Source organism: Mesorhizobium sp. B1-1-8, assembly GCF_006442795.2.
Lineage (GTDB): Bacteria > Pseudomonadota > Alphaproteobacteria > Rhizobiales > Rhizobiaceae > Mesorhizobium.
On sequence record NZ_CP083956.1, the window covers coordinates 1,567,166 to 1,593,309 of the forward strand.

General features: G+C 63.7%; 25 protein-coding genes. 5 read left to right on the forward strand and 20 right to left on the reverse strand.

The genetic code is table 11. The features are described 5' to 3' along the window. Positions 1-2: 2 nt before the first annotated feature. Positions 3-1,172 carry a mandelate racemase/muconate lactonizing enzyme family protein gene (locus FJ974_RS07730; RefSeq protein ID WP_140536248.1) on the reverse strand — a complete coding sequence of 390 codons (1,170 nt, stop codon included), beginning with the start codon at positions 1,170-1,172 and terminating at the stop codon, positions 3-5. Positions 1,173-1,229: 57 nt separating this feature from the next. Continuing rightward, the gene (locus FJ974_RS07735; RefSeq protein WP_140536251.1) at positions 1,230-2,117 is read right to left on the reverse strand and encodes a sugar phosphate isomerase/epimerase family protein; all 888 of its coding nucleotides are present in this window, start codon (positions 2,115-2,117) and stop codon (positions 1,230-1,232) included. 400 nt (positions 2,118-2,517) lie between these two features. On the opposite strand from FJ974_RS07735, the gene FJ974_RS07740 reads away from it, so the two are divergent. From FJ974_RS07740 to FJ974_RS07750, 3 genes are all read left to right on the forward strand, one after another. Further along, a complete protein-coding gene (locus tag FJ974_RS07740; protein WP_140536253.1) occupies positions 2,518-3,573 on the forward strand; it encodes a sugar phosphate isomerase/epimerase family protein in 1,056 nt (351 codons plus the stop codon). A gap of 153 nt (positions 3,574-3,726) precedes the next feature. After that, the gene (locus FJ974_RS07745; protein ID WP_140536256.1) at positions 3,727-4,914 is read left to right on the forward strand and encodes a Gfo/Idh/MocA family protein; all 1,188 of its coding nucleotides are present in this window, start codon (positions 3,727-3,729) and stop codon (positions 4,912-4,914) included. 204 nt (positions 4,915-5,118) lie between these two features. After that, the gene (locus tag FJ974_RS07750) at positions 5,119-5,970 is read left to right on the forward strand and encodes a sugar phosphate isomerase/epimerase family protein (protein WP_140536259.1); all 852 of its coding nucleotides are present in this window, start codon (positions 5,119-5,121) and stop codon (positions 5,968-5,970) included. Between the two features lie 291 nt (positions 5,971-6,261). Here FJ974_RS07750 and phnE (FJ974_RS07755) read toward each other — a convergent pair whose 3' ends face one another. From phnE (FJ974_RS07755) to phnG, 13 genes are all read right to left on the reverse strand, one after another. Next, the gene (phnE, locus tag FJ974_RS07755; RefSeq protein WP_140536262.1) at positions 6,262-7,629 is read right to left on the reverse strand and encodes a phosphonate ABC transporter, permease protein PhnE; all 1,368 of its coding nucleotides are present in this window, start codon (positions 7,627-7,629) and stop codon (positions 6,262-6,264) included. 65 nt (positions 7,630-7,694) lie between these two features. Beyond that, positions 7,695-8,648: a phosphonate ABC transporter, permease protein PhnE gene (phnE, locus tag FJ974_RS07760; protein ID WP_140536265.1), complete on the reverse strand. Its 954-nt coding sequence runs from the start codon at positions 8,646-8,648 to the stop codon at positions 7,695-7,697. Positions 8,649-8,708: 60 nt separating this feature from the next. Next, positions 8,709-9,617: a phosphonate ABC transporter substrate-binding protein gene (gene phnD, locus FJ974_RS07765; RefSeq protein WP_140536268.1), complete on the reverse strand. Its 909-nt coding sequence runs from the start codon at positions 9,615-9,617 to the stop codon at positions 8,709-8,711. 143 nt (positions 9,618-9,760) lie between these two features. Continuing rightward, a complete protein-coding gene (gene phnC / locus FJ974_RS07770) occupies positions 9,761-10,615 on the reverse strand; it encodes a phosphonate ABC transporter ATP-binding protein (RefSeq protein WP_140536271.1) in 855 nt (284 codons plus the stop codon). A gap of 177 nt (positions 10,616-10,792) precedes the next feature. Further along, positions 10,793-11,503 (reverse strand): DUF1868 domain-containing protein, encoded by a 711-nt coding sequence (locus tag FJ974_RS07775; RefSeq protein ID WP_140536273.1) that lies wholly within the window; start codon positions 11,501-11,503, stop codon positions 10,793-10,795. A gap of 73 nt (positions 11,504-11,576) precedes the next feature. Next, the gene (locus FJ974_RS07780; RefSeq protein WP_140536276.1) at positions 11,577-12,128 is read right to left on the reverse strand and encodes a hypothetical protein; all 552 of its coding nucleotides are present in this window, start codon (positions 12,126-12,128) and stop codon (positions 11,577-11,579) included. After that, positions 12,112-12,735, reverse strand: a complete 624-nt coding sequence (locus tag FJ974_RS07785) for a DapH/DapD/GlmU-related protein (protein ID WP_140536278.1) — start codon at positions 12,733-12,735, stop codon at positions 12,112-12,114. The genes FJ974_RS07780 and FJ974_RS07785 overlap by 17 nt, the downstream gene beginning before the upstream one ends. Continuing rightward, positions 12,732-13,439, reverse strand: a complete 708-nt coding sequence (phnL, locus tag FJ974_RS07790; protein WP_140536460.1) for a phosphonate C-P lyase system protein PhnL — start codon at positions 13,437-13,439, stop codon at positions 12,732-12,734. Before phnL ends, FJ974_RS07785 begins: the two co-directional genes overlap by 4 nt. Positions 13,440-13,441: 2 nt before the next feature. Continuing rightward, entirely contained in the window at positions 13,442-14,218 is a 777-nt protein-coding gene (gene phnK / locus FJ974_RS07795; protein WP_140536281.1) for a phosphonate C-P lyase system protein PhnK, read from the reverse strand. After that, on the reverse strand, positions 14,215-15,126 hold the full coding sequence (locus FJ974_RS07800) for an alpha-D-ribose 1-methylphosphonate 5-phosphate C-P-lyase PhnJ (RefSeq protein ID WP_140536283.1): 912 nt from the start codon (positions 15,124-15,126) through the stop codon (positions 14,215-14,217). Before FJ974_RS07800 ends, phnK begins: the two co-directional genes overlap by 4 nt. Next, on the reverse strand, positions 15,123-16,235 hold the full coding sequence (locus FJ974_RS07805) for a carbon-phosphorus lyase complex subunit PhnI (RefSeq protein ID WP_140536286.1): 1,113 nt from the start codon (positions 16,233-16,235) through the stop codon (positions 15,123-15,125). Before FJ974_RS07805 ends, FJ974_RS07800 begins: the two co-directional genes overlap by 4 nt. A 1-nt stretch (position 16,236) precedes the next feature. After that, positions 16,237-16,848, reverse strand: coding sequence for a phosphonate C-P lyase system protein PhnH (phnH, locus tag FJ974_RS07810; protein WP_140536289.1), 612 nt, complete (start codon positions 16,846-16,848; stop codon positions 16,237-16,239). Next, the gene (gene phnG, locus FJ974_RS07815; protein WP_140536291.1) at positions 16,848-17,309 is read right to left on the reverse strand and encodes a phosphonate C-P lyase system protein PhnG; all 462 of its coding nucleotides are present in this window, start codon (positions 17,307-17,309) and stop codon (positions 16,848-16,850) included. The genes phnH and phnG overlap by 1 nt, the downstream gene beginning before the upstream one ends. Before the next feature lie 138 nt (positions 17,310-17,447). On the opposite strand from phnG, the gene phnF reads away from it, so the two are divergent. Beyond that, on the forward strand, positions 17,448-18,194 hold the full coding sequence (phnF, locus tag FJ974_RS07820) for a phosphonate metabolism transcriptional regulator PhnF (RefSeq protein WP_140536294.1): 747 nt from the start codon (positions 17,448-17,450) through the stop codon (positions 18,192-18,194). Between the two features lie 301 nt (positions 18,195-18,495). On the opposite strand, the gene FJ974_RS07825 is transcribed toward phnF, so the two are convergent. The 5 genes from FJ974_RS07825 to FJ974_RS07845 form a co-directional block, all read right to left on the reverse strand. Beyond that, positions 18,496-19,512, reverse strand: a complete 1,017-nt coding sequence (locus FJ974_RS07825) for a zinc-binding alcohol dehydrogenase family protein (protein WP_140536296.1) — start codon at positions 19,510-19,512, stop codon at positions 18,496-18,498. A 70-nt stretch (positions 19,513-19,582) separates the two neighbouring features. Next, positions 19,583-20,548, reverse strand: coding sequence for an ABC transporter permease (locus FJ974_RS07830; protein ID WP_140536298.1), 966 nt, complete (start codon positions 20,546-20,548; stop codon positions 19,583-19,585). Beyond that, positions 20,545-22,098 carry a sugar ABC transporter ATP-binding protein gene (locus FJ974_RS07835; RefSeq protein ID WP_140536301.1) on the reverse strand — a complete coding sequence of 518 codons (1,554 nt, stop codon included), beginning with the start codon at positions 22,096-22,098 and terminating at the stop codon, positions 20,545-20,547. Before FJ974_RS07835 ends, FJ974_RS07830 begins: the two co-directional genes overlap by 4 nt. Before the next feature lie 76 nt (positions 22,099-22,174). Next, on the reverse strand, positions 22,175-23,170 hold the full coding sequence (locus FJ974_RS07840) for an ABC transporter substrate-binding protein (RefSeq protein WP_140536303.1): 996 nt from the start codon (positions 23,168-23,170) through the stop codon (positions 22,175-22,177). 319 nt (positions 23,171-23,489) lie between these two features. Next, the gene (locus FJ974_RS07845; protein WP_140536306.1) at positions 23,490-24,995 is read right to left on the reverse strand and encodes a UxaA family hydrolase; all 1,506 of its coding nucleotides are present in this window, start codon (positions 24,993-24,995) and stop codon (positions 23,490-23,492) included. 230 nt (positions 24,996-25,225) lie between these two features. On the opposite strand from FJ974_RS07845, the gene FJ974_RS07850 reads away from it, so the two are divergent. Next, complete coding sequence (locus tag FJ974_RS07850) at positions 25,226-26,128, forward strand: GntR family transcriptional regulator (protein WP_140536308.1); 903 nt, start codon at positions 25,226-25,228, stop codon at positions 26,126-26,128. Positions 26,129-26,144 lie beyond the last annotated feature (16 nt).

A 26,144-nucleotide genomic window follows, 5' to 3' on the forward strand; every position in this document is an offset into this window, starting at 1 on the left:
CGTCAGTTGCGTTGCGCGTGCGCCTCCAGGAACCGTTCCGAAATGGTGAATCCCAGCCCGGGCTTTTCAGGGATCGCTATCATACCGTCCTTTGCTTCGACAGTCTCTTCGACGAGATCGTGGATCATCGGGTTGGCGCCGAGCGAATATTCGACGGTGAAGCTGGCGGGCGAGGCGGCGCATATATGCAGCCCGGCAAAGAAGCAAGGCGCCCCGGCCCACAGATGCGGCGCAAACCGCAAATTGAAGGCGCTGGCGATGGTGCCGATCTTCATCGCCTCGCTGATGCCGCCGCAAAAGGCCGGATCCGGCTGGAAGATGTCGGCCGATCTCAGCATTGCGAGGTCGCGAAAGGCATAGCGCGTCGCCTCGCTCTCGCCGGTGGCGATCGGCACCGAGCCTGAGGCGCGCACCTCGGCCATGCCCGGCTTGTCGTCGGCGATCACCGGCTCCTCGAACCAGGCGAGGTCGAGATCGGCGGTAAGATGGATGAAGCGTTTTGCCTCGGCGACGGTGTAAGTGCCATGCGCGTCGACCATCAGCCCGATATCGGGGCCGAGCGCCTGCCTGGCGGCGCGCACGCGCGCGGCCGAGATGTGCGGGGCATCATCCATGGCGCCGACGCGCATCTTCAGCGCCTTGAAGCCGCCCTTGGCGATATAGGATTTGAGCTGCTCGCCGATCGCGTCTGCCGACGCCCAGCCGCCCGAGGCATAGGCCTGCATGCGCTCGACCTTGCGGCCGCCGAGCAGCCGCCAGACCGGCTGCCCCAAAGATTTGCCGAGGATATCCCAGAGCGCGATGTCGACGGCGCTGATCGCCGCCACGCTCATGCCGCGCCGCGCCAGCTGCGGCATGGCGTGGCCGGCATGGGCAGCCGTGTTATGGCGCACGCCGTTGTAAAGCATTTCCCAGATGACGCCGATATCGGCCGGGTCGCGGCCTATAAGCTGCGGGCCGACCTCGTGGTTCAGCATATGTACGAGCGCGCCATAGCTGCCGGCGCTGCCGGCGGCGTTCTTGCCTTCGCCCCAGCCGACCAGGCCGTCATCGGTCTCGATGCGCAGGATAGCGGCGTCGAACGTCGTCACCTGGCCGAAGTCGCTGCGGTGCTGCTGCGCGGCTTCGATCGGCACGCGGACCCACCAGGCTTGGACGCTCTTAACCCGCATGTTCTTCCCCGGCCCTGCCGCCGGCCGGGCGGAAGGGCTCATTGCCAATCGGAGCGGCTACTTGATCAGCGGCAGCAGCGTTTCTGCGGTGATGCGCATCTGGTCGGTGTAGAATTTCTCGGTCAGCACGCTGGAGCCATGGTCCTGGATGAATTTGAGCTGCTCGGGCGAGATATCGACCGGATTGCGCTCCACCATGTCGGGATAGGGCGCGGCCGGCGTGCGGTCGACGGGCGCCACGAATTCATTGGTCAGCGCCCCGTCATAGCCGACCTCCTTCAGCGTGCGCACGATCTTCGGCCAGTCGATCTGGCCGAGGCCCGCGGCGAAGCGATTGTTGTCGGCAACGTGGAAGTCGTAGAGGCGTTTTCCGACCTGGCGGATGGCGTCATAGACGTTAAATTCTTCCATATGGATATGGTAGGCGTCGAGGCAGACGCCGCATTCCGGGCTCACCGCATCGGCCAGCGCCAGCGCCTGGGCGCCGCGGTTGAAGAGATAGGTCTCGAAGCGATTGAGCGGCTCGACCGCGATCCTGACGCCGACTTTCTGGGCATGGGCGAAGCATTCGCGCGTGGCATCGACCACCCAGCCCCACTCTTCCGCCTCGGTGCCGTCCGGCACCACCTTGCCGACGGTGGCGGGCACCAGCGTGATGATTTCGCCGTCGAGCTCGCTGACCATGGTCAGCACGTCCTTGACATATTGGACCGAGCGCTCGCGCTGGCCCTGGTTCTTGGCGGCAAGGTTGCGTTCGCCCAGCATCAGCGTCACCGAACCCCAGCAGCGGATGCCGTGCTCCTGCAAAAGCGCGCGCGTCTCCTTGGTCTTGTACTGTTCGGGCTCGCCGGAAATCTCGATCGACTCGTAGCCGAATTTCTTGATGCGCTTGAGCGTCACCTCGAGCGGCTCCGCCCGCATCCAGTTGTGCGTTGAAAGATGCATCGTCTATCCTTCCCAGAATTCGCCTGTCACGTTTACCCGCGGCGCCTTCCGGTGAAGTCTGCCGCACGATTCCTCCCCAAGGCGTTCCAGCGTTTTTCGGCAAACTGGTTCGACCAATTGGGCCTGATATGACCTCTACCGCAAATTCCCCTGAACGGCAAGGATCGTCCAGGAGTGACTTGGGAAGTTGCTTATTCGTTTGATTTAACGGTGAAAAATGCCGTTGTTGTGATCAAGTCGGTCACCTTCTTCGTGCTTTCTGCCGCTTGACCAAATTGCCCTATTTGGTAATACCAGAATGGCGCCAAGTTCCGGCGCTGATATCGAACGACCAAACGGGCTGGCCCTCACTTCAATCGGCGCTATGCTTGGTCACGAAAACACGAGAGGGAGGATGCCGATGCCGACGACGATGAAGGGCCCCGGCCTGTTTCTGGCGCAGTTCGCGGGCGACGCCGCACCGTTCAATTCGCTGGCTTCGATCACCAAATGGGCCGCCGGGCTCGGCTACAAGGGTGTGCAGATCCCGACCTGGGACGCGCGCCTGTTCGATCTCCAGAAGGCGGCCTCGTCGAAAGCCTATTGCGACGAGGTGAAAGGCGTCTGCGCCGACGCGGGCGTCGAGATCACCGAACTGTCAACGCATCTGCAGGGGCAACTGGTGGCGGTGCATCCCGCCTATGACGCGCAGATGGATGGCTTCGCGCCGCCATCGGTGCATAACAATCCCAAGGCGCGGCAGGAATGGGCCGTCGAACAGATGAAGTTCGGCGCCACGGCATCGCGCAATCTCGGGCTGAACGCCTCGGTCTCGTTCACCGGCTCGCTGGCTTTCCCTTATCTTTATCCCTTCCCGCAGCGTCCGGCCGGATTGATCGAGGGAGCCTTCGACGAACTCGGCAAGCGCTGGAAGCCGATTCTCGATGTCTATGAGGACAATGGCGTCGATGTCGGTTACGAAATCCACCCTTCCGAGGACGTGTTCGACGGCGCCACCTTCGAAATGTTCCTCGACGCGGTCGGCGGCCATAAGCGCTGCAATATCAATTACGACCCATCGCACTTCCTGCTGCAGCAGCTCGACTATCTCGAATTCATCGACATCTATCACGAGCGGATCAAGGCATTTCACGTCAAGGATGCCGAGTTCAACCCGACCGGGCGGCAAGGCGTCTATTCCGGCTATCAGGGCTGGGTCAACCGGGCCGGGCGCTTTCGTTCGCTGGGCGACGGGCAGGTGGATTTCAGCGGCATTTTCTCCAAGCTCACCCAGTACAATTACGATTCCTGGGCGGTGCTGGAATGGGAATGCTGCCTGAAGCATCCCGAGGACGGCGCGGCCGAAGGCGCGCCTTTCATCCAGCACCACATCATCCGGGTGACCGAGAAGGCTTTCGATGATTTCGCCGCCGGCACGACTGACAAGAAGCTGCTGCGGGCGATGATGGGGATATGACGCTTGCCTTCCCTCCCCCTTGAGGGGAGGGTGGCCCGAAGGGCCGGGAGGGGGCGCTTCATGCCGAGCTCCACGCCGGACGACCCCACCCGATCCGCCGCGCGGATCGACCTCCCCTCAAGGGGGAGGTGAACCAACGAGGGAGACAAAGAAATGGTCGGCGCATCGAAGTCGGAAACGGGAGGCGGCCCGATCCGCTATGGCATGGTTGGCGGCGGGCAGGGCGCCTTCATCGGTGCGGTGCACCGCATCGCGGCGCGCATGGACAATGACTTCGTGCTGGTCGCCGGCGCGCTGTCGTCGGACCCGGCGCGCGCCAAGGCCTCGGCCGAGGAACTCGGGCTCGACCCCGAGCGCAGCTATGGCTCCTATGCCGAGATGGCCAAGGCCGAGGCCAAGCGTCCCGACGGCATCGAGGCGGTGGCGATCGTCACCCCCAACAACGTGCATGTGCCGGCGGCCAAGGCCTTCCTCGAAGCCGGCATCCATGTCATCTGCGACAAGCCGCTGGCGACCTCGCTGGCCGAGGCGAAGAAGCTGGCGGCGCTGGTCGAAAAGACCGGCAAGGTGTTCGTGCTCACCCACAATTATACCGCCTATCCGATGGTGCGGCAGGCGCGCGAAATGGTGGCCAAGGGCATGCTCGGCGACATCCGCATCGTGCAATCCGAATACCCGCAGGACTGGCTGACCGAGGATCTTGCCGCCACCGGCCAAAAGCAGGCGTCGTGGCGTTCCGATCCCAAGCAGGCCGGCGCCGGCGGGGCGCTCGGCGACATCGGCACGCATGCCTACAATCTGGCGCGCTTCGTCTCGGGACTGGAGCTCGATTCACTGTCGGCCGATCTCGACGCCTTCGTACCGGGGCGTCAGCTCGACGACAATGTCAACGTGATGCTGCGCTTCAAGCCGGCCGGCAAGGGCCATCCGGCCAAGGGCATGATCTGGGCGAGCCAGGTGGCGCCCGGCCATGAGAACGGGCTGAAGCTGCGCATCTACGGTTCCAAGGGCGGGCTGGAATGGGTGCAGGCCGACCCGAATTATCTCTGGTATACGCCGTTCGGCCAGCCGAAGCAGCTTCTGACCCGCGCCGGCGCCGGCGCTATGCCGGTCTCCGCCCGTGTCAGCCGCGTTCCATCGGGGCATCCCGAAGGCTACCTCGAAGGTTTTGCCAACATCTATCAGGAGGCGGCGCGAGCGATCCGGGCAGCACGCAAGAAGGGCGGCAAGCCGGGCAAGGACGTCGTTTTCCCGACGATCGAAGATGGCGTCGAAGGCATGGCCTTCATCGAAGCCTGTGTGAAGTCGTCGAAGAAGAATGGGGCGTGGACGAAGCTTTAGGGCGGCGCCCCCTCACCCGGATTGCCAGCCGAATTGCAAGGGCAATTCGGGGCAATCCGACCTCTCCCCAGGGGGAGAGGAGGTGGCAGGCGCCGGCGCCAAGCTCTTCTCCCCAACGGGAGAAGGTGGCCGCGAAGCGGCCGGATGAGGGGGAGTGTGGCCCGGGCGCAAGTGGTTGGCCGCCAAGCTGGGGGAGGGATGTCGATGAAAATCGGCATGTGCATGTTTTTATGGACGACCAGCGTGTCGAAAAAGCACGAAGCGCTGCTGAGGGACATCAAGGCGACCGGCTTCGACGGCGTCGAGATACCGGTTTTCGTCGGTAAGCCCGATGATTACAGAAAACTCGGCGAGATGCTCGATCGCATCGGGCTGGAGCGGACCGCGGTCTCGGCCATGGGCGATCCGGCGATGAACCTGATCTCGGCGGATGCGGCGACACGCAGGGCTGGCGTCGACTACATGAAATGGGCGATCGACTGCAGCGCAGCCCTTGGTGCGAATACGCTTAGCGGCCCGCTGCATTCGACGCTCGGCGCCTTTTCCGGCAGCGGGCCGACGACGGCCGAGAAGAAGCGCTCCGTGGCTTCGCAGCGCGCCATCGGCGATCATGCGGGCAACAAGGGCGTCACCATCGGGCTGGAAGCGCTCAACCGCTTCGAATGCTATCTGGTGAACACAATGGACGACCTGTCGGAGCATATCGAAGCGATCGACCGGCCGCACATCAAGGCGATGTACGACACGTTCCACGCCAATATCGAGGAGGCCGACCCGATCGGCGCCTATACGCGCAACCGCAACAACATCGTCCATATCCATATTTCGGAGAACGACCGCGGCGTGCCGGGACGCGGCAACATTCCCTGGAAGGAGACGTTCGCCGCCATCCGCAAGAGCGGCTATGACGACTGGCTGACCATCGAATCCTTCGGCCGTTCGCTGAAGGATCTGGCGGCGGCGACCAAGGTGTGGAGGGATTTCGCGGAGAGCCCGGAATCTGTCTATCGCGAGGGGTATAGGCATATCAGGGATGGGTGGAAGAAGGCGGCGTAGGGGCTCTTCGCCCTGGCCATTTCTATTTTCGTTCGCGACGGTAGCCAGGTGGTTCCCCCACTCCGTCTCGGCTTCGCCGAGCCACCTCTCCCCCCTCCGGAGGGAGAGGAAAGAAGCCTGGTGGCGCCGGGGGAGGAAAAGCCTCGCCTTCGAGGACAGGCGCGGCTCGGACAGCCTGGCGCCTTTCCTCTACCCCGTCGATCGGGGGAGAGGTGTCGAGCGCAGCTCGACGGAGTGGGGGTCGACCCTTGGCTCGGCACTGTACGATGCCCGCGCTTATGGTTCACAAGGTTACCCCTGCTGAGCCTGCAGCCTGTTGTAGTCGTGGATCGTGCGGCTCAACCGGCGGCGCAGGAAGTTGGAAATGTTGTCGAAGATGAAGACGACGGCCAGCGTCAGCAGCACCATGTAGAAGACGTTGGCCCAATTGGAATTGGTGCGCATGGCTTCCCACAGCTTCAGGCCGATGCCGCCGGCGCCGACGGCGCCGATGATGGTCGCGCCGCGGGTGTTCGATTCCCACTGGTAGAGTGTCTGGCTGATGAAGATCGGCACCACCTCCGGCATCACGCCGTAGCGCTGCACCAGAAGGCCGTTCGCACCTGTCGAAAGCACGCCTTCGCGCGGCTTGTCGTCGATGTTCTCCAGCGCCTCGGAATAGGTTTTGCCGAGCGTGCCGATCTCGGTGAAGAAGATGGCGGCGCTGCCCGCCAGCGGGCCGGGGCCGAAGGCGCGGGTGAAGAACAGCGCCCAGATCAGCATGTCGACCGAGCGCATGAAATCGAAGAAGCGTTTCAGGACCTGGCCGAGCACCCCGCTCGGCGTGAGGTTGCGGGCGGCGAAGAAGGCAAGCGGGAAAGCGACGATGCCGCCAAGCAGCGTGCCGAGGAATGCCATGACGATGGTCTGCAGCAGCTTCGTCCAGACATCGCCGTGCTGCCACTGGGCGTTGTTCCAGATGTTGTCTCCGGCAAGCGCCAGGTTGGACGTGCCCGGCTGCAGTTCGGGTCCCGAGACGATCAGCGACACCACTTCGCCGGCCGACTTGCCGAAGAAGGGCGAGCGCGTGTCGAAGACGAAATTCGCCCAGCCGAGAAAGCGCTTGCGCACCTTGACCCGGTCGGCGGTGACGCGCACCTCGCCGACAAAGCCCATTTTAGCGACGACCTCGTCGTCATGCACGGTAACCCAGTCCGGCACCGGGCCCGTCACCACAGGCTTGCCGCCGGTCAGCGAAATGGGAACTGTCTGCCCGTAAGCGACAATCGTCGCCTGGGTCTTGTCGAAGGTGACGGACCTCGCCTGGCCGTCGATCTGCACGGTATACGTCCCATCGGGATTCTTGATCACCCAATCCGGATTGGGATTGTCGCCAAGGGCTGAGAAGCGCGGATATTTCGGCGTGATCTCCGGCTGATCGAGCCGGAATTCCGGCTGCAGATCGTAGCTGATCCATTGCGACAGGAAGAGCGGCAGGCGTTCCCAGTGGGACTCACGCAGCACCTGCGGCAGGCTGAAGAACCATGCGGCATAGATCAGATAAAGCACGGTGCCGGCGAACAGGAACAGCGTGCCGAAGCGCTGGTAGAGCGGCCGCCGGAACACGTGCGGGAAGCGCTCCTCGATCGACAGCATTTCTTCGGCGGTCAAATTCGTCATGGTCGGTCTTTTGTTTTGACCATGATCTTTTCCGAAAACCGGGCTCCACTTTTCGGGATCATGGTCTAAGCGCCCATCAGGAAGGCCTGTTCGCCGACCAGCTTGCGGCGCAGCCAGGCGGAGAACTGGTCGACGATGAAGATCGTGGTGAACAGCAGCAGCACCAGGGCCAGCGTCTTGGCGCCGAAGCCGCGCGAGATGGAAAGCTTCAGCTCCTCGCCGATGCCGCCGCCGCCGACGGCGCCGATGATGGTCGAGGCGCGCACGTTGATCTCGACCCTCAGCAGCGTGTAGGAGATGAAATTGGGCAGCACCTGCGGCAGATCGGCAAAACGCACCCGCTCGAACCAGTTGGCGCCGACAGCCCTCAGCCCCTCCTCGGGGCGCATGTCGACGTTCTCGTTGATCTCGTAAAACAGCTTGCCCAGCGCGCCGATCGAATGCAGGCCGATGGCGATGATGGCGGCCACCGGGCCGACCGAGACGATGGCCGCGAACAGGCCGGCGATGACGATCTCGGGGAAAGCGCGTAGCAATTCCATGAAGCGTTTGACGACCAGGCGCAGAATTGGGCTCGGCGTCAGGTTGCGCGCCGCGATGAAAGAGAAAGGAATGGCAAAGACGAAGCCGATGAAAGTCGCGACCAGCGCCGTGTTGACCGTGGTCAGCATCAGCTCGAAATATTCGGGGATATAGAACCCGCCCCAGACATAGACACGGCCGAGCGGGAAGTTGAACTCCTGTGTGCCTTTGTCATGCGGCGAAGCGATATCGAACAGCGCCCGCCAGACGTCATTCCAGTCCTTCGGGATCAGCCAGCTCAGGAAATCGAGGATATGCGGCAGCCGCTCGAAGAAATGCCCGGCATTGGCTTCGTCGGCAAACCACATGCTGGAGAACATGGCGAGAAGCAGCAGGCCAACGCCGAGCGCCGTGTAGAAGCGGCGCAGCGAGGTCTGGCGCCGCCAGGCATCGGCCTGCTGGCGGGTGGCGTCGGAATGGAATGTCGCTGATGTCATGATCGGGACATGCAAAAAGGGCGGCGCTGGAGGAAGCCGCCGCCCTTTCTGATCTTGCCGTCAGCCGCCGATCGCGGCTTTGCGGGCTTCGACGATGACGCTGTAGAAGTCCGGCTTGACCGGGACGTAGCCGGTGAAGTCGCCGCCCTCCACGCCTTCGAAGCAGGCCTTGTCCTTGGTCGGCAACTGGGTGAAGAAGTCGGTGAGCTTGGCGGTCATATCGGCGCCGAGCGCGGTGCGGACGACCAGCGGGCCGTTCGGGATCAGGCCCGAGCGCCAGACCTCGACGAAGTCGTTCGGGTCGACGGCGCCCTTGGCGACTTCCTTGTGGAAGGTGCCGGAGGTGTAGCCGTTCTTGAAGTCGCCGATGCCGGAGGAATCGTCCACCGCCACGTCGACCTTGCCGTCGCGCACGGCCAGCACGTTGTTCTCGTGGCCGCCGTTGAACTGGGTGGAGGCGAAGTAGGTTTCGTTTGAGGCGCCGGTGTCCTTCGGAATCTGGGTCAGCGGGATCAGATAGCCCGAGGTCGAATCCGGATCGGCATAGCCGAGCTTCTTGCCCTTGGCCGACTTGATGTCGGTGATGCCGGAGGTCTTCAGCGCCAGGCCGATCGAATAATAGCCGGTGGAGCCGTCGGTCTGCTTGGTGGTGAGGATCGGGGTGACAGCTTTCGGATCCTTGAGGTAGACGCTGGCATAGCCGGAAGCGCCAAGCTCGGCGAAATCGAGCGTGCCGCCGAGCAGGCCCTGGATGACGCCGTCATAGTCGGCGGCCGGGAACAGCGACACCTTCTCGAAGCCGAATTCGGCCTTCAAGTGGTCGGCGAGGCACTGGTAGTTGCGCAGACGGTCGGCCTCGTTCTCACCGCCGAGGATGCCGACGCGGAACTCCTTCATGTCTGCCGAATGAGCGGCGCTGGCTGCCATGGCCAGCAACGAAACGGCGCCAAAAACCATTGTCCTGAACATTTTGATCTCTCTCCTTGTGTTCCGGCTTCGCGCCGGCGTTCGAAATTTCAAGTTTAGCCTTTGACGCTGGCAGGCGATCCGGGTTGCTCTTTTCGGTGTTCATGATGTGCCCGGAATCCAGTCGGCCGGGTCCACGAACACATTCAGCCGGGAAAGGCTGGTTCGAGCGGTCCGGCGGATGCGGTGATCTTTGACTTGACGTTGACGCTGGTCGAGGTGATGGCCTCGGAGATCTCGGCGCCGCCGGCGTCGGCGCCGTAGACCATGCGCACGGCATCGCGATCGAGATCTTCCGGCCCGCCGTCGAAGACGACCTTGCCGGCGGCCATGCCGATGATGCGGTTGCAATAGGCGCGCGCCGTGTCCAGCGTGTGCAAATTGGTGACGACGGTGATGCCTTCGCGCAGATTGATGTCGCGCAGCGAGTCCATAACCACCTTGGCGTTGAGCGGGTCGAGCGAGGCGATCGGCTCGTCGGCCAGCAGTACCTTCGGTTCCTGCATCATGGCGCGCGCGATCGCCACACGCTGCTGCTGGCCGCCGGAAAGCGTGCCGGCCGGCTGCAAGGCGGTGCGCGCAATATCGAGGCGCTCGAGAGCGGCCACTGCTTCGGCGCATTCTACCCGCGAGAACAGGCCGAGCAGGTTGGAAAATGTCGAGCGGTGGTTGAGGCGGCCGAGCAGAACATTGGTCAGCACGTCGAGGCGCGGCACAAGGTTGAACTGCTGGAAGATCATGGCGCAGTCGCGCTGCCAGCGCCGCAGCGGCGAACCCTGCAGGCGGGAAACCTCGGCGCCGTCAAAAAAAATCGACCCCTGGCTGGGATCGATGAGGCGGTTGATCATACGCAGAAGGGTCGACTTGCCGGCGCCCGAACGGCCGATGATGCCGACCATCTGACCTTGCGGAATCGAGATGTTGATGTCGCTGACGGCGGTGTTCTTACCAAATCGTCGGGTGACGCCTCGGATTTCCAGCGTGGCTGAAGAAACTGACATGGGGCAACACTCCAGTCCGTCACAGTTTGAAGGTCTGTTAACCTTCGCTATCGCAGGCCGATGAAGCTGGGGTGTCGGAATGATGTCAGTTTTGTTACAGCCCACAGGCTGGTTGGCTTGAGCCAAAGCGCATCGCGCAAAACCGATTTCAAGCGAACGCGCTTTGGGCAACACGCATCACGCCAGGACCAGCAATTCCTCGAAATGCTTCATGTCCCTGAAACTGCAGAAGGCCGGAGGCCTGAGCTCGATCACCGGCGCCTGACGATCCAGGAGTGTCAGGCAGTTGTCGAACAGCTCCTGCCAGGCGGAAACCCGCTCATCGGCGAGGCGGCGGATCTGGTAGGCGAAGGTTATGTGGAAGACGTAAGTGTCGTGGTCCGGGTGGCGGTAGCCAAATGGCACCGAGAGCGCGTCGCGCCAGGCCCGAAGAACGCGCCGGTCTTCTTCTGAGGCGCCGGCAACCGTCAGGCCGGTCGGCACCACTTCGACCACCTTGATCTTGAAGGCGCCGCGATCCTCGAAGCCCTGCAGGCGCTCGAGGTAGAGCCGGGTCATGTCATCGATGCCGGTGTCGAGCGCCACGTCGGCAGGCCAGTAGGGAAGGCGGCGGCGGTATTCGATGATGCCCTGGAACAGCGTCATGTGCAGGCTGGAGATCGGCGTGAAAACGAGCCGGTCGGCATCCGGCATGGCCAGCATGCGCTCACGCACTTCGATGATGGCAGCTTGCGAAGGAGAGCCTTCGATCAAATGGCAAACGACGGTGTTGCCCGGTTCGAGGAGGAAGTTGCCCGATGTGTCGTAGCGGGTGCCGAGATGGACCGGAGGCGTCGGGTTGGCGCCTTCGAAATATCCTGCGAGCGAAGATCTAACTGTGTCGAGCATGGCAATCTCCTTGGGGAGATCGCCCTCCTGTCCGAGTCCTGTGTCAAGGATGTGAAACTGTAGCGAGCAGGCATCAAAGGCAGGGATTCGCCAAAGGCTCGCGATCGACTTCAAGGAGCTTATCCATCTCGGCAACGAACTGCCTTCGATCGACTGACCTTATTGAATTGTAGAGCTTGATACCGTCACCCTGGCACGAGGCGCCGTGGCGCTTTGCAGCTATCGCCCGGACTCGACGCTGCTGGTCTTCCAGTGCCGCTGGCGTGGTGCCAGAATTCCGCACGATAAACGCCTTGATGCGGTCGATCTGAGACTGAAGAAAGACAAGGTAGTCACGGTCTTGCTCGGGAGAGCAGGTCTCTCCGATCGCTTCGACCTCGGTATAAATCATCCAGGCGCAAAGGACGGCGCCGCGAGGGTCGCTCTTTGGCTGCTCAGCGAGAGCATGCCGAGGCAGAAAAGTCGCCAGCCCAAACAGGCAAAAGCCAATCCATCGTTTCAGCATTCCGGCCTCCAGAGCTTTCAAACGCGACGAAAATGCAGTCGATAGTAGGCAAAATGCAGATGCGGCGCCATTGCTCTTACCCAGGCGGATGAGAGCGGGGCGCCTATCTTCTGCCGCCATGCTTCTCCAGGAACGCCTCCGCCGACAGCTCGCGGAAATCGTCCAGTGCCGCTCGCAGCCGGGCATGGTCCCAATCCCACCAGGCGAGCGCCTGGTAGCGTTCGGCGGTGCGGCGGTCGAAGCGCTCACGGATCGGCTTTGCCGGCACGCCGGCGGCGATGGTGTAGGGCGCGACATCCTTCGACACGACCGCGCCGGCGCCGACCGCCGCGCCGTCGCCGACGGTGACGCCGGGCAGGATGGTCGAACCGTGACCGAGCCAGGTGTCATGACCGATGGTGACGCGCTTGGCGCGGCGCTGGGCGAAGAATTCGCTCTCGTGCTCGGCGTCGTCCCAATAATCCGAAGCGCGATAGGTGAAGTGGTGAAGCGTCGGCCGCCAGGTCGGGTGGTTGGTGGCGTTGATCCGCACGCTTGCGGCAATGTTGGAGAACTTTCGAATAGTCGCGCACCAGACGGCACAGTCCTGCATCATGTAGGAGTAGTCGCCAAGCTCGCTTTCCGAGACGCGGCTGCGCTCGGCGATCTCGGTCCAGCGGCCGAGCTTCGAGTTCTCGACCTGCGCCGTCTCGTGGATCAGCGGCGCTTCCGAAAGCTTCTTCGTCATGCGGCGATTTTTCCGGCGGCAAAGGCGGTGACGTCGATGACGCGGTCGGCAACCGCCTCGCGCACATCCTGGTCGTGGAAGATGCCGAGAAGTGCTACGCCCGCCGCCTTTTTGGCGGCGATGAGGGCAATGACGACGTCGCGGTTCTGGGCGTCGAGCGAAGCGGTCGGCTCGTCGAGCAGCAGGATCGGATGATCGGTGATGAAGCCGCGCGCGATGTTGACGCGCTGCTGTTCGCCGCCGGAGAAGGTTGCCGGCGGCAGCGCCCAGAGCTTTTCCGGCAGGTTGAGCTGCGCCAGCAGGGCACGGGCTTTTTCGCGCGCAATTTCGCGCACCTCGCCGCGCTCGAACAGCGGCTCGGCGACGACATCGAGCGCCGGGACGCGCGGCACGGTGCGCAGGAACTGGCTGACATAGCCGATGGTGTGGCGGCGCACGCCGAGCACCGTACGCGGGCTGGCGCTGGCGAGGTCGATCAGGCCGCCCTCGTGCTGGACGATGATCTGACCTTCATCGACGGCATAATTGCCGTAGAGCATCTTCAGGATCGAGCTTTTGCCGGCGCCGGAAGGACCGCCGAGCACCGCGCATTCGCCGGCGCGGATCGAGAAGGAGACGCCCGCCACCACCGGCAGCGTGACGCCGTCGCGCAGATGCATGGTGAAGCTTTTTGCGACATCCGAGACAACGAGAGGCGTCGGCATCATCACACCTGCAGGATCGAAGAAACGAGGAGTTGGGTGTAAGGCGCGCGCGGATCGTCGAGCACGCGGTCGGTCAGGCCGCTTTCGACGACGCGGCCGTCCTTCATCACCATCATGCGCTGCGACAGGAGCCGCGCCACGGCAAGATCGTGGGTGACGACGATGGCCGCCAGGCCGAGGTCGGTGACCAGGCCGCGCAGCAGGTCGAGCAGGCGCGCCTGCACCGACACGTCGAGGCCGCCGGTCGGCTCATCCATGAACACCAGCCGCGGCCCGGTGACCAGGTTGCGGGCGATCTGCAGGCGCTGGCGCATGCCGCCGGAAAAGGCGCGCGGCTCGTCGTCGATGCGGTCCTCGTCGATCTCGACGCGCGACAGCCAGTCGACGGCGGTGGCGCGGATCCTGCCGTAGTGGCGGTCGCCGACCGCCATCAGCCGCTCGCCGACATTGGCGCCGGCCGATACGGTCATGCGCAGCCCGTCCGCTGGGTTCTGGTGGACAAAACCCCAGTCGGTGCGCATCAGGAAGCGGCGCTCGGCCTCGCTCATGCGGTAGAGTTCGCGGAACTGGCCGTCGCGCATGCGGTAGCTGGCGGTTCCGGATGACGGCAACAGCCTGGTCGACAGGCAGTTGAGCAGGGTCGTCTTGCCGGAGCCGGACTCGCCGACGACCGCCAGCACCTCGCCCGGCCAAAGGTCGAAGGTGACGTTCTCGCAGCCGACGCGCGAGCCGTAGAATTTGGACAGCGCCGAGACGCGCAGCAGCGGTTCGTCGGTCATTGCGCCGGCTCCTTAGTTTCCAATGCAAGATGGGCTTCTGGCGCGAGGTGGCCGCGATAGCCTTCGGCGCGCCGTTTCTCGCAATGGTCGGTGTCGGAGCAGACGAACATGTGGCCGCCATGGTCGTCGAGGATGACCTCGTCGAGATAGACGTTTTCCGCCCCACACAGCGCGCAAGGCTGGTCGAAAGTCTGCACTTCGAAGGGATGGTCCTCGAAATCGAGGCTCACCACATCGGTGAAGGGCGGCACCGCATAGATGCGCTTTTCGCGGCCCGCGCCGAAGAGCTGCAAGGCCGGCGAGCGGTGCATCTTCGGATTGTCGAATTTAGGCGTCGGCGAGGGGTCCATGACATAGCGACCCTCGACCTTGACCGGATAGGCGTAGGTGGTGGCGATGCGACCGTGCCTGGCGATGTCCTCATAGAGCTTGACATGCATGAGGCCGTATTCCTCCAGCGCATGCATCTTGCGCGTCTCGGTCTCGCGCGGCTCGAGGAAGCGTAGCGGCTCGGGGATCGGCACCTGGAAGACCAGCACCTGACCGGGGTTGAGTGGGTGCTCCGGAATCCGGTGGCGGGTCTGGATGATCGTCGCTTTCACCGTTTCCGTGGTCACGGCGACATTGGCGACCTTCTTGAAGAAGGCGCGGATCGAGACGGCGTTGGTGGTGTCGTCGGCGCCCTGGTCGATGACCTTGAGCACGTCATCCGGCCCGATGATCGAGGCGGTGACCTGCACGCCGCCGGTGCCCCAGCCATAGGGCATCGGCATCTCGCGCGAAGCGAAGGGCACCTGGTAGCCGGGAATGGCGATGCCCTTCAGGATGGCGCGGCGGATCATCCGCTTGGTCTGCTCGTCGAGATAGGCGAAGTTGTAGGTGGCGATCTCTGTCGGTTGCGCGCTCATTCAGCGGCCTCCCTCTTTTCTTCAGCCTTGCCGGGATTTTCCCGCGCGTCATGCTCGGCGCGCATACGGCGCACCAGGTCGAGCTCGGCCTGGAAGTCGACGTAGTGCGGCAGCTTCAGATGCTCGACGAAGCCGGTCGCCTGGACATTGTCGGAATGCGAGATGACGAATTCCTCGTCCTGCGCCGCGGCGACGACGTCCTCGCCGAGCTCGCCGGCGCGCAGCGCCCGGTCGCACAGCGCCATGGCCATCGCCTTGCGCTCGCTCTGGCCGAAGACCAGGCCATAGCCGCGGGTGAATTGCGGCGGCGCCTTGGCCGAGCCCTTGAACTGGTTGACCATCTGGCATTCGGTGACGCGGATGGAACCGAGCGGCACGGCGAACGGCAGTTCCGGCACATCGAGCTCCAGCTCGACCTCGCCGATGCGGACCTCGCCGACGAAGGGATGATTGCGGGCATAGCCGCGCTGCGTCGAATAGCCGAGCGCCAGCAGAAACCCTTCGTCGCCGCGCGACAGCGCCTGTAGGCGGATGTCGCGCGCCATCGGGAATTGCAGCGGTTCGCGCGTGATATCGCCGGGCACATGGTCCTGCGGCATGTCGCCGTCGGCCTCGATCAGGCCTTCATGGGCAAGAATCGAGGAGACGCGCGGCATGGCTTCGGCATCGCCCTCGCGCTGCACGGGCGCATCGACATCGGCGCCGGCGGCAAGTTCCGGATCGAGCAGGCGATGCGTGTAATCGAAGGTGGGCCCAAGCACCTGTCCGCCTGGCAGGTCCTTGTAAGTCGCCGACACCCGCCGCTCGGCCTGCATGGCGCCGGTGTCGACCGGCCTTGTGTAGCCGAAGCGCGGCAGCGTGGTGCGATAGGCGCGCACGAGAAAGATCGCCTCGATCATGTCGCCGCGCGCCTGGACGACGGCGAGCGCCGCCAGTTCGCGATCATAGAGCGAGCCTTCGCTCATCACCCGGTCGACGCCAAGCGCCAGCTGCTCGACGATCTGGTCGAGCCGCAGCGCCGGCACCGAGCGGTCGCCGCGGCGGCGATCGGCAAGCAGGCGATGGGCGTTGGCGATCGCGGCTTCGCCGCCTTTTACCGCGACATACATGTCAGGCCTCCATCGTCTTGATGCGGGTGGTGCGCGGCAGGCAGGCGAGGCTGCCGGGGGCGGCCAGGATGATGTCGACGCCGCGTGGAAAACGTTTGTTGTTCTGCTTCCACTGCTCGACGAAATGGCGTGGCATGCCGGTTGGCGCGATCATTGCCGCCTTTTCGATGCCAGGCCCCTCGAGCAGCAGCGACGGACCCGTGGCGAGATCGCCGACCAGGAGGATCAGCGTCGTCGAGCGGTCGGGATATTCCTGCGTGCCTTGCGAAAAGCCGTCCAGCGCCGCCATTTCCGCCGGGTTGGCTATCAAGGCGAAATGCGCATCGGCCGGCGTGTTGGCCAGGGGCGCGCCGGTGTGGAAGCCGAGCCAGGATTTGACCGCGCCTTCCGCCTGCAGCGGCGGATCGAGCCAGAGCGGCGTGTCGTTGTCGCAGAGCGCCAGCGCTATGGCGCCGGCGGTCGCCGACAGCGGCGCCGGCGGTTGCGACAGCTGCGGCAGGGCCTCGATGCTGCCCGGCCTGGCCATCGCATCCATGACGGCGCGGAACACGGTTTGCGCGTTGAAGACCGGATCGGCGAAGCCGCCTTCGATCGATTGCGTGGCGATATCCATCAGTCCTCTCCGCGCACCATGGTGAAGAAATCCACTTTCGTGGCCGCCGTCTCGACGCGCCGCTTTTCGCGTGCCGCATCCAGCGCCGTGCGCAAGGGCGCCACCAGCTTTGTCTCGACCGTCTGGCGATGGGCCGGATCCTGCCAGAGCGCGTCGGCAATCGCGGCGAGCTTCGCCTTCGCCTTGTCGCGGCCGAGCGCATAGGAATGGCCGACCTGGCCGGAGGGCAGCCGCACCGTGGCGCGGGTGACGGTTGCCTCGCCGACATTGAAAGGCGCGCCGCCGCCGCCGATCCGGCCGCGCACCGTCACCAGTCCGGTTTCGGGGCCGCGCAGCAATTCCGCCTCCGAGGGCAGGCCGGCATCGTTCCATAGCCGTGCAATGTCATCGGTCGCCGCATGTGCCAGCGTCGCCATCGCCGCCTTGCGCTCGGCCTGCTCGCGCGCTTCCTGTCCTCGCATGGCTGTCTTCCTCGTTAATTTGTCTATTGATATAGACAACTATACAAATTATACTCATCACGTAACGAGAGTCCATGACGGGTGCATGACAAAAGGGGAAAAAATGACTTGGGGCGAAAAGATGCCTGGGGGCAAAGAATGACCGGACTGGCGAGCAGCATCGAAAGGCGCAGCGGCGTGTCGCTGTGGCGGCAGATCGCCGACAAGATACTGCAGGCAATTGCGACCGGCGATTTCGCCGAGAATGCCGCGCTGCCGCCTGAAGTCGTGCTGGCCGAGCGCTATGGCGTCAACCGCCACACGGTGCGCAGCGCGATCGCCGCCCTTGTGCAGGAAGGCGTGCTGAGGGCCGAGCAGGGGCGCGGCACCTTCGTGCTGTCACGCAGGCGCCTGTCCTACCCGATCGGCGCCCGCACGCGGTTTTCGACTGGGCTGCAAGGGCAGACGAGCGAACGGCATATCGCTCTGCTGTCGTCATCCACCGAGCCGGCCAGCCGGCGCGTCGCCGAAGCGCTCGGGCTTGCCAGCGGATCGGCCGTGATCCGCCTGGAGACGCGCGGCGAAGCAGACGGGCATCCGGTGTCGCGCGCAACGGCCTGGTACGATGCCGGGCGCTTCACCGGCATAGACGCCGCCATGGCGGAGACCGGATCGGTCACCGCCGCGCTCAAGCGCTTCGGCATCAACGATTATCTGCGGCAATCGACGGTGCTTTCGGCACGTCATGCCGATGCCGACGACCTTGCGGCACTTGATCTGCAGCCCGGCGCCATCGTGCTGGTCACCGTCGCTGTCAATGTCACGCTCGACGGCCGGCCGATTCAGTTTTCCGAGTCGCGGTTCCCGGCGGAGCGGGTGGAGCTGAAGCTGTCGGCGAACGATTAGTCTTCGACATTGTCATTCAGAGCGATAACCCTGAGGTCGTCATCCTCGGGCGGAGCGACGCGAAGCGGAGCGCAGACCCGAGGATCCATTCCGTTACCTTGATCGTAAAGTGCGGCGGAGCAGAATTCTGGATCGTTGCAACGCCTCGATGTCACGGAATGGATCCTCGGGTCTGCGCTGCGTCGCTACGCTCCTTGCTCCGCCCGTGGATGACGAAGGGATAGACGCTCGGCCAATCACCAGGACTGCGATTTGCCAGGGCAGACAACCATCCAGTTCGCAAGACCTCGACGCGGGCTTCCTACCCGACTTCGATAACAGCCTTGATCAGCCCCGACTTCTCATACGCCCATCTGGCGAGGTCGCGTGGCGTTTCGGCAAGTGTCGTTCGATGCGTGACAAGCTTCTCCAGAGGCACGGCGCCGTCGCGGATCGAGGCGGCGACATGGTTGAAATCGGCTCTGAGCGCGTTGCGGCTGCCGACAAGCGTCATCTCGCGCTTATGGAATTCGGGATCGGAGAAGCTGATATCGTCCTTGACGACGCTGACCAGCACCAGTGTGCCGCCATGCGCGACATGAGCGAAGGCCGATTGCACCGATTGCGTGTTGCCGGTGGCATCGAAGACAAGATCGAAGCCTTCGCCGCCGGTGGCTGACCGCACCAGTTCGGTCGCCGCTGCCTTCGAGCCGTCGAGCGTGGCAAAACCCAGCTTGTCTTCGGCAAAGCCAAGCCGCTCCGTGCTCATATCGAGCATGCTGACATCCAGTCCGGCGATGCGGGCAAACAGCGCCGTGCCAAGGCCGATCGGCCCGGCGCCGATGACCAGCGTGCGCGCGCCGGGCGTGCCGAGCGAACGCCGCACGGCATGGGCGCCGATGGCCAGGAATTCAACCGCCGCGGCATCGGCCAGCGACAGGCCGTTTGCCGGATAAAGGTTTTGCGCCGGCACCAGGATCTCGTCGCACATGGCGCCGTTGCGATGCACGCCTAGCACCTCGATTGTCATGCAGCAGTTCGGCTTGCCATGCCGGCAGGCTATGCATCGGCCGCAGGCAAGATAAGGATTGACGATGACCGGCTCGCCGACGGCCAGATCCACGCCGTCACCCTTTTCGGCGACGGTGCCGGAGACTTCGTGGCCCATGATGCGCGGATAGGCGAGGAACGGGTGCTTGCCTTCGAAGATGTGATAGTCGGTGCCGCAGATGCCGACATGGCTGACGGCGACCCGCGCCCAGCCGGGCGGCGGCGCGCCGGGCGCGGCGCGGTCTTCGAGGGCAAGGTCGCCGGGCGAGCGGCAGACGACGGCTTTCATACGCAATTCCAGTTTCAAAAGAGCGCCGGCCATCGGCTAAGCCGGGCCGGCGCGGAAGGTCAGGGAGCAGTCATTTGCCGCGCCGGCGCAGACCGTCGAAATAGACGATGACGATGATCAGCACACCGGTGATGATGCGCTGCCAGAAGGCGTTGACGTTCAAGAGATTGGCGCCGTTGTTGATAGTGGCGAGGATGAAGGCGCCGAGCAGCGGCCCGTGCACCGAACCGACCGCGCCGAACAGCGAGGTGCCGCCGATCACCGAGGAGGCGATCGCCTGCAATTCCCAGCCCTCGGCCTGGGTCGGATTGCCGATTCCGATGCGGGAGGCAAGCAGCACACCGACGAAGGCCGCGCATAGGCCCGACAGTGTGTAGGCCATGTAGATGGTGCGCTGGACATTGACGCCGGACAGGCGTGAGGCCTCGGCATTGGAGCCGACCGAGAACAGATAGCGGCCCCAGCGGCTGTGATGCAGGAAGATGTAGGCCGGGATGCCGACCAAGATTACCATCCAGAACAGATTGGGGACGCCGACGAAGGAGTTGCGCGAGAATTCCTGGAAGGCGTCGTTGTTGATCGAGATCGAATTGCCATTGGTTATCAGCAGGCCGATGCCGCGCAGCGAAGTCAGCGTTGCCAGCGTGATGATGAAGGGCGGCAGGCCCATCTTGACGATACCGAAGCCGTGGAACATGCCGATGGCGACGCCGACCAGAAGAGTTATCAGGATGGCGGCAAAGACCGGCACTCCGGCATTGATCAGCATCGCCGTGGTGACGGTGCAGAAGCCGACGACCGCGCCGACCGAAAGATCGATGCCGCCGGTGATGATGACAAAGGTCTGGCCGACCGCGAGGATAGCGATCATCGAGCCTTGGCGGAGGAGGTTTGAAATATTGTTGGCCGAGGCGAAGCTCTGCGTCGCCACGGACAGAATGACCCACAACAGAACCAGCAGCGCGAGCAGCGTCAGTCCGAACAGGGCGTTGTAATTGCGCTTGGTTTTTTCGGCGGGGATCGCCTCGGTGCTCATTTTTGTCCTCCCGTCTTTTCTTGTTTCTCGGCCAGTGCCTGACCCAGTATGTCCTCATGGCTGGCGGTGCGGAAACCATGCGTGGCGACCAGCTTGCCGCGCCGGAACACATGCAGCGTGTCGGCGAGTTCATAGACCTCGGGCAGATAGGACGAGATCAGGATGATGCCGGCGCCTTTGGACAACAATGTCGAGAACAAGCGGTAGATCTCGGCCTTGGTGCCGACATCGACGCCGACCGTCGGCTCGTCGAAGATGAACAGCTTGGCGCCATGCGCCAGCCACTTGCCGATGACAATCTTCTGCTGGTTGCCGCCCGACAGGCTGGAGGCCAGCGCGTTGCGCGTTGGCGTCTTGATGCGCAGGTCGGCGATCTGGCGGTCGGCCTCGGCCTTCTCCCTGGCGTTGGAGATCAGGAGATTGCTGGAGATGCGCTTATAGATCGGTAGGTTGAGGTTAAGGCCGACCGGCAAATTGAGGCAAAGACCCTGATCGCGGCGGCTTTCCGGCGCCAGCGCCATGCCGAGCCTGATCGCGTCATGCTCGGAATTGATCTGGACCTCCTTGCCTTGCCAGAGGATCTGGCCGGCCGATTTGCGATGGCGGCCGTAGAGCGTGGTGACGAATTCGCTGCGCCCGGCACCGATCAGGCCGTAAAGACCGACGATCTCGCCGGCGCGAACCGTCATCGAGACATTCTCAAAACCCTTGCCGGAGAGATTTCTCGCCTCGACGATCGCCGCGCCCGGCGTGAAGTGCTCCTTGTGGTAGATCTGTTCGATCGAGCGGTTGATCATCATCTTGACCAGCTCGGCGTCATTGGTCTCGGCGATGTTGCGGGTGCCGACCAGCGTGCCGTCGCGCAGCACCGAGACGCGATCGGCAAGCTCGAACACCTCCTCCATGCGGTGGCTGATATAGATGATGGTGACGCCTTCGCCCTTCAGCCGCCGGATCAGCGTGAACAGCTGGTCGGCTTCCTTGCGGGTGAGGTAGGCAGTGGGCTCGTCGAAGATCAGGAACTTGGTACCGCGCACGGTTGCGCGGGCGGCGGCGATCAGCTGCTGCTGGCCGATGGTGAGATCGCCCAGCATGACATGCGCCGGCAGGTCGAAGCCGAGGCCGTCGATGATCTTCTGCGCCTCCTTGACCATGGCGCGCTGCTGAAGAATGCCGAAGCGGGATTCCTCCTCGCCGAGGAACATGTTGGCGGCGACAGTGAGATGGCGGCAGAGCACCACTTCCTGGTGGACGGCGTTGATGCCGAGCGCCATTGCCTCATGCGGGGTGGCAAGCGCTGCCGGCTTGCCTTCCCAGAAGACTTCGCCGGAGGTGCGCGGCATGACGCCGGTCAGCAACTTGATCAGCGTCGACTTGCCGGCGCCGTTCTCGCCGACGATGGCGTGGATCTCGCCGGACTTGAAGGCAAGGTTCACGGGCTTCAGCGCGTGTGTGCCGGGATATTTTTTCTCGAGCCCTTTGAGTTCGAGGATCGTCCTGCCGGGCTCCAGCGTGGGGGCTGGATGCAATTCCTGCGCCGTCGACGTCATGACAATCCTCCCAGATTGGTCTCAACGGAATGTTTCCGGGGCGATGCCGCCCCGGAAACGCGTGGCATGACGCGCCTTATTTGAGCTTCGGGTTGAGCAGCGCGTCGATCTTCGGCTCTTTCATGTTGGCCTTGGTGACCAGGTTGGCGCCGGTGTCGACATTGGCCTCGACCTTCTCGCCCTTCGAGGCGGCCAAAGCGGTCTTGATGCCATCGTAACCCATCCGGTACGGATCCTGGACGACCAGACCCGAGATGATGCCGTCATTGAGGAACTTGATCAGCTTCTCATCGCTGTCGAAGCCGATCAGCGCGACCTTGCCGCCGAGATTGTTTTCGGCGACCGCCTGGCCGACGCCCTGCGCCATGATCAGGTTCGAGGCGAAGATGCCCTTGAGGTCCGGATTGGCGGTGATCAGATCGGTGGCGATGTTCAAGCCCGTGGTGGCCTGGCCATCGGCATATTTGTCGGCGACAAGCTCGAGGCCCGGATACTTGGCCTTGATCTGCTCGATGAAGCCTTGCTTGCGCTGCTCGAGCGAGCCGGCGCCGGGAAGCGCCGTGATCAGCGCGACCTTGCCTTCCACCTTGCCGCCATTGGCGGCGCCGATGGCGGCGGCGAGGCCGTCAGCGGCGACGCGGCCGCCCTGCACGTTGTCGGTGGTCAGGAACGACGTGAAGGCCTTGGAGTCGGCGCCGGAGTCGATGCCGATGACCTTGACCTTGCTGGCGGCCTCGTCGATCGGCTTGCCGAGCGCCTTGAACTCGGTCGGCGAGATGACGACGGCCGCCGGGTTGCTGGCGACGGCGTTTTCGAGGATCGAGATCTGGCCGTTGACGTCGGTTTCGGCCTGGGCGCCGAGCTCCGGCACGTTGACGCCGAGATCCTTGCCGGCCTTGCGGGCGCCGGCCAGAACGATCTGCCAATAGAAGGATGTGGTGTCCTTGACGATGATCGGAATGGTCACGTCGGCCGCCGAGGCGGGCGCGGAATGCATCGCGCCGGCGAGCATCGAAGCGGCGGCCAAAGCCAAGAAGCCGCGGCGGTTGAGAAGGCTGGTCACGAATTTCATTAGGTTCCTCCCTAAGTCGCCTGGTGAAGGTTGCGGAAGCTCCATCTGGATAGGCGCGGCCCAAACAGAACTTTATCAATAAAAAACAGATGCCGTTTTTTGATAGAGCATTGCCGTGACCGATGCAAGCGATGTCTGTTGTCCTGCGCGATGCGGGTCAGCGTCCGTTAGGCTCGTCCCTGGCAGTGCTCGGATGCTCCCGTTCCTCCTTGTCGACACGGAACAATAATTTCATATTTATGTCAACATGGAATATACATTCCATCGCATGTGAAGGCCGCCTCCTGGTCGGTGGCGCTTCCGCCGATACGGCCCGCGATTAAAGCGTCGCGCCCAGGTGCCAGGGCACGAATTCGTTGTCGCCGTAGCCAAAGTCCTCGCTCTTGGTCTTGCGGCCGGATGCCGTCTCGATGATCAGCTCGAAGATCTCGCGGCCCATGCCGGCGATGGTCTTCTCGCCAGAGGCGATCACGCCGCAATTGACGTCCATGTCCTCTTCCATCTGGTGGTACATGGTCGAGTTGGTGGCGACCTTGATCGACGGCGTCGGACGGCAGCCGAAGCAGGAGCCGCGGCCGGTGGTGAAGACGATCACATTGGCGCCGCCCGCCACCTGGCCGGTGGCAGAGACCGGGTCGTAGCCGGGCGTATCCATGAACACCAGGCCGTTGCCGGTGACCTTCTCGGCGTAGCCGAAGACCCCGTTGAGCGGCGTCTGGCCGCCCTTGGCGACCGCGCCCAGCGACTTCTCCAGGATGGTGGTCAGGCCGCCGCGCTTGTTGCCGGGCGAGGGGTTGTTGTCGATCGAGGCGCCATGCTTGGCGACATGCTCCTCCCACCATTTGACATAGCCGTCGAGCTTGGCGGCGATCTCGGGCGTCGCGGCGCGATAGGCCAGCAGATGCTCGGCGCCATAGATTTCGGTCGTCTCGGAAAGGATGCCGATGCCGCCGACTCCGGCCAGGATATCGACGGCAGCGCCCAGCGCCGGATTGGCGGTGATGCCGGACATACCGTCGGAACCGCCGCATTGCAGGCCGACGACGATCTCGCTGACGGGAATAGGCTCACGCTTCAGCTGGCCGACCTCCTCCGCGATCTCGGCCAACACGCCCATCGCCTTCTCGACCGATTTGCGCGAGCCGCCGGCCTCCTGGATGTTGAAATGGCGCTTGCCCGCGGCGGCGCCCTTCTGGCCGTAGAGGGTAAGCTGGTTGACCTCGCAGCCGAGGCCCACCATCAGCACGCCGCCGAAATTCGGGTGGCGGGCGTAGCCGGCGAGCGTGCGGTGCAGCACCATCATGCCGTCGCCGGTGGCGCTCATGCCGCAGCCCTGGCCGTGAACGATCGGCACGAAACCGTCGATGCCGGGATATTTCGGCAAAAGCCTGCGGTTGGCCTCGTCCGCGATGGCGTGGCAGACGGTGGCCGAGCAATTGACGCTGGCGATGATGCCGACGAAGTTGCGCGTGCCGGCGCGGCCGTCGGCGCGACGGTAGCCCATGAAGGTGCGCTTGCGGTCGGCCTCGGTGGCGTGCTCGGCCTCGCTCGGCGGCACCACCGGCAGCCGGCCGGATTCAAACACCAGATTATGCGAATGGACGTGTTCGCCCGGCGCGATGTCTTGTGTCGCGCGGCCGATCGCCTGCGCGTATTTCACCACCGCCTCACCGGCGGCGATCGGCTTGATCGCCACCTTGTGTCCGGGCTCGATCGCGGTCAAGGTCACCGCTCCGCCCGGCAGCGGCGTGCCGGTCTCGATGCGGCCATTGGCGACCGCGACATTGTCGGCGGGCGAAAGAAGAATGGTGTTTGCGGTGTTCACGGGCGGCTGTCCTGGGTAATCCTGGGAATGCGGGCGGATTGACATACGCCCGGTTGTATATAATGTCTTTTATCGTGAAAAAACATTTTTGCGTCAATTGTTTTTTCATCGGGGCGCCGTGCGTCCTTTTCGAACGCGCGGGCACTCCGGGCCTGACACCGAAGGAAGTTCCATCATATCGCGCTTCAAGCCGGCCGTCGCAAGCGCTGGCAAGGGCAACGGGGCAGGGGATGTCGAAGAGCAACAATGTCTACAAGGATGCCTTCAACCGCTGCCTGCGGCTGCTCGACGAAACCAAGAGCCTGCCGTCCGAGCCGGAGCTAGGCGCGTCACTCAGCGTCAGCCGCACCACGGTGCGCAGCATCCTGGCGCGCATGGAGGAGACCGGGCTGATCGCCTGGAACAAGCGCAGCAAGACGGTGCTGAGGGCGCCGAGGCCGCAGGATTTCTTCCCGGAGGAAGAGACCGACTCGCTGGCCGAGATCATCGAGCGCTCCTTCATGCGCCGGCTACTCGCCGGCGGTGCCGAAGCCGGCATGCAGATCAACGAGCTGGAGCTGGCGCGCGAGATCGGCGTCGGCACCACCAGCGTGCGCGAGTTCCTGATCCGCTTCTCACGCTTCGGCCTGATCGAGAAGCGGCGCAACAGCCATTGGGTGCTGAAGGGCTTCACCCGAGCCTTCGCGCTGGAGCTGACCGAGATCCGCGAGATGTTCGAGCTGCGCTCGGCCGCCGCCTTTGCCGCCTTGCCGCAGGACAGCCCGGTCTGGGCCGATCTCGACAAATTGGAGAATGAGCATCGCCAGCTCGCCGGCGAGATAGCCACGCGCTTCAACGAATTCTCGGAGCTCGACGAGCGCTTTCACCGGCTGATCCATCGCGCCTCGCATAACCGCTTCATCGTCGACTTCTACGACGTGATCGCCATGATCTTCCACTACCACTATCAGTGGAACAAGGCGCAGGAGCGCGAGCGCAACGAGGTCGCGATCGGCGAGCATCTGGCCTATATCGCGGCGCTGAAATCGCGCGACCTTGGCAAGGTCGACGCAGCTTGCCGCAGACATCTGAAGTCGGCGCGCCAGACGCTGTTGAGCTCCATTCCGGAAGGACGGCAGGCTCGGCCGGCCTGACACTGCGTATCGCGCC

Excerpts from the sequence above, each read along its gene's own strand:
- phnF (WP_140536294.1), top strand. The coding sequence starts at position 17,448 with ATGACCGGACTGGCGAGCAGCATCGAAAGGCGCAGCGGCGTGTCGCTG.
- FJ974_RS07835 (WP_140536301.1), bottom strand. The coding sequence starts at position 22,098 with ATGACGTCGACGGCGCAGGAATTGCATCCAGCCCCCACGCTGGAGCCC.
- FJ974_RS07735 (WP_140536251.1), bottom strand. The coding sequence starts at position 2,117 with ATGCATCTTTCAACGCACAACTGGATGCGGGCGGAGCCGCTCGAGGTG.
- FJ974_RS07750 (WP_140536259.1), top strand. The coding sequence starts at position 5,119 with ATGAAAATCGGCATGTGCATGTTTTTATGGACGACCAGCGTGTCGAAA.
- phnK (WP_140536281.1), bottom strand. The coding sequence starts at position 14,218 with ATGACCGACGAACCGCTGCTGCGCGTCTCGGCGCTGTCCAAATTCTAC.
- FJ974_RS07745 (WP_140536256.1), top strand. The coding sequence starts at position 3,727 with ATGGTCGGCGCATCGAAGTCGGAAACGGGAGGCGGCCCGATCCGCTAT.
- FJ974_RS07825 (WP_140536296.1), bottom strand. The coding sequence starts at position 19,512 with ATGAAAGCCGTCGTCTGCCGCTCGCCCGGCGACCTTGCCCTCGAAGAC.
- FJ974_RS07830 (WP_140536298.1), bottom strand. The coding sequence starts at position 20,548 with ATGAGCACCGAGGCGATCCCCGCCGAAAAAACCAAGCGCAATTACAAC.
- FJ974_RS07800 (WP_140536283.1), bottom strand. The coding sequence starts at position 15,126 with ATGAGCGCGCAACCGACAGAGATCGCCACCTACAACTTCGCCTATCTC.
- phnG (WP_140536291.1), bottom strand. The coding sequence starts at position 17,309 with ATGCGAGGACAGGAAGCGCGCGAGCAGGCCGAGCGCAAGGCGGCGATG.
- phnE (WP_140536262.1), bottom strand. The coding sequence starts at position 7,629 with ATGACGAATTTGACCGCCGAAGAAATGCTGTCGATCGAGGAGCGCTTC.
- FJ974_RS07740 (WP_140536253.1), top strand. The coding sequence starts at position 2,518 with ATGCCGACGACGATGAAGGGCCCCGGCCTGTTTCTGGCGCAGTTCGCG.
- FJ974_RS07805 (WP_140536286.1), bottom strand. The coding sequence starts at position 16,235 with ATGTATGTCGCGGTAAAAGGCGGCGAAGCCGCGATCGCCAACGCCCAT.
- phnH (WP_140536289.1), bottom strand. The coding sequence starts at position 16,848 with ATGGATATCGCCACGCAATCGATCGAAGGCGGCTTCGCCGATCCGGTC.
- FJ974_RS07850 (WP_140536308.1), top strand. The coding sequence starts at position 25,226 with ATGTCGAAGAGCAACAATGTCTACAAGGATGCCTTCAACCGCTGCCTG.
- FJ974_RS07730 (WP_140536248.1), bottom strand. The coding sequence starts at position 1,172 with ATGCGGGTTAAGAGCGTCCAAGCCTGGTGGGTCCGCGTGCCGATCGAA.
- FJ974_RS07785 (WP_140536278.1), bottom strand. The coding sequence starts at position 12,735 with ATGACGAAGAAGCTTTCGGAAGCGCCGCTGATCCACGAGACGGCGCAG.
- FJ974_RS07775 (WP_140536273.1), bottom strand. The coding sequence starts at position 11,503 with ATGCTCGACACAGTTAGATCTTCGCTCGCAGGATATTTCGAAGGCGCC.
- phnL (WP_140536460.1), bottom strand. The coding sequence starts at position 13,439 with ATGCCGACGCCTCTCGTTGTCTCGGATGTCGCAAAAAGCTTCACCATG.
- FJ974_RS07840 (WP_140536303.1), bottom strand. The coding sequence starts at position 23,170 with ATGAAATTCGTGACCAGCCTTCTCAACCGCCGCGGCTTCTTGGCTTTG.
- FJ974_RS07780 (WP_140536276.1), bottom strand. The coding sequence starts at position 12,128 with ATGGCGGCAGAAGATAGGCGCCCCGCTCTCATCCGCCTGGGTAAGAGC.
- phnD (WP_140536268.1), bottom strand. The coding sequence starts at position 9,617 with ATGTTCAGGACAATGGTTTTTGGCGCCGTTTCGTTGCTGGCCATGGCA.
- phnC (WP_140536271.1), bottom strand. The coding sequence starts at position 10,615 with ATGTCAGTTTCTTCAGCCACGCTGGAAATCCGAGGCGTCACCCGACGA.
- phnE (WP_140536265.1), bottom strand. The coding sequence starts at position 8,648 with ATGACATCAGCGACATTCCATTCCGACGCCACCCGCCAGCAGGCCGAT.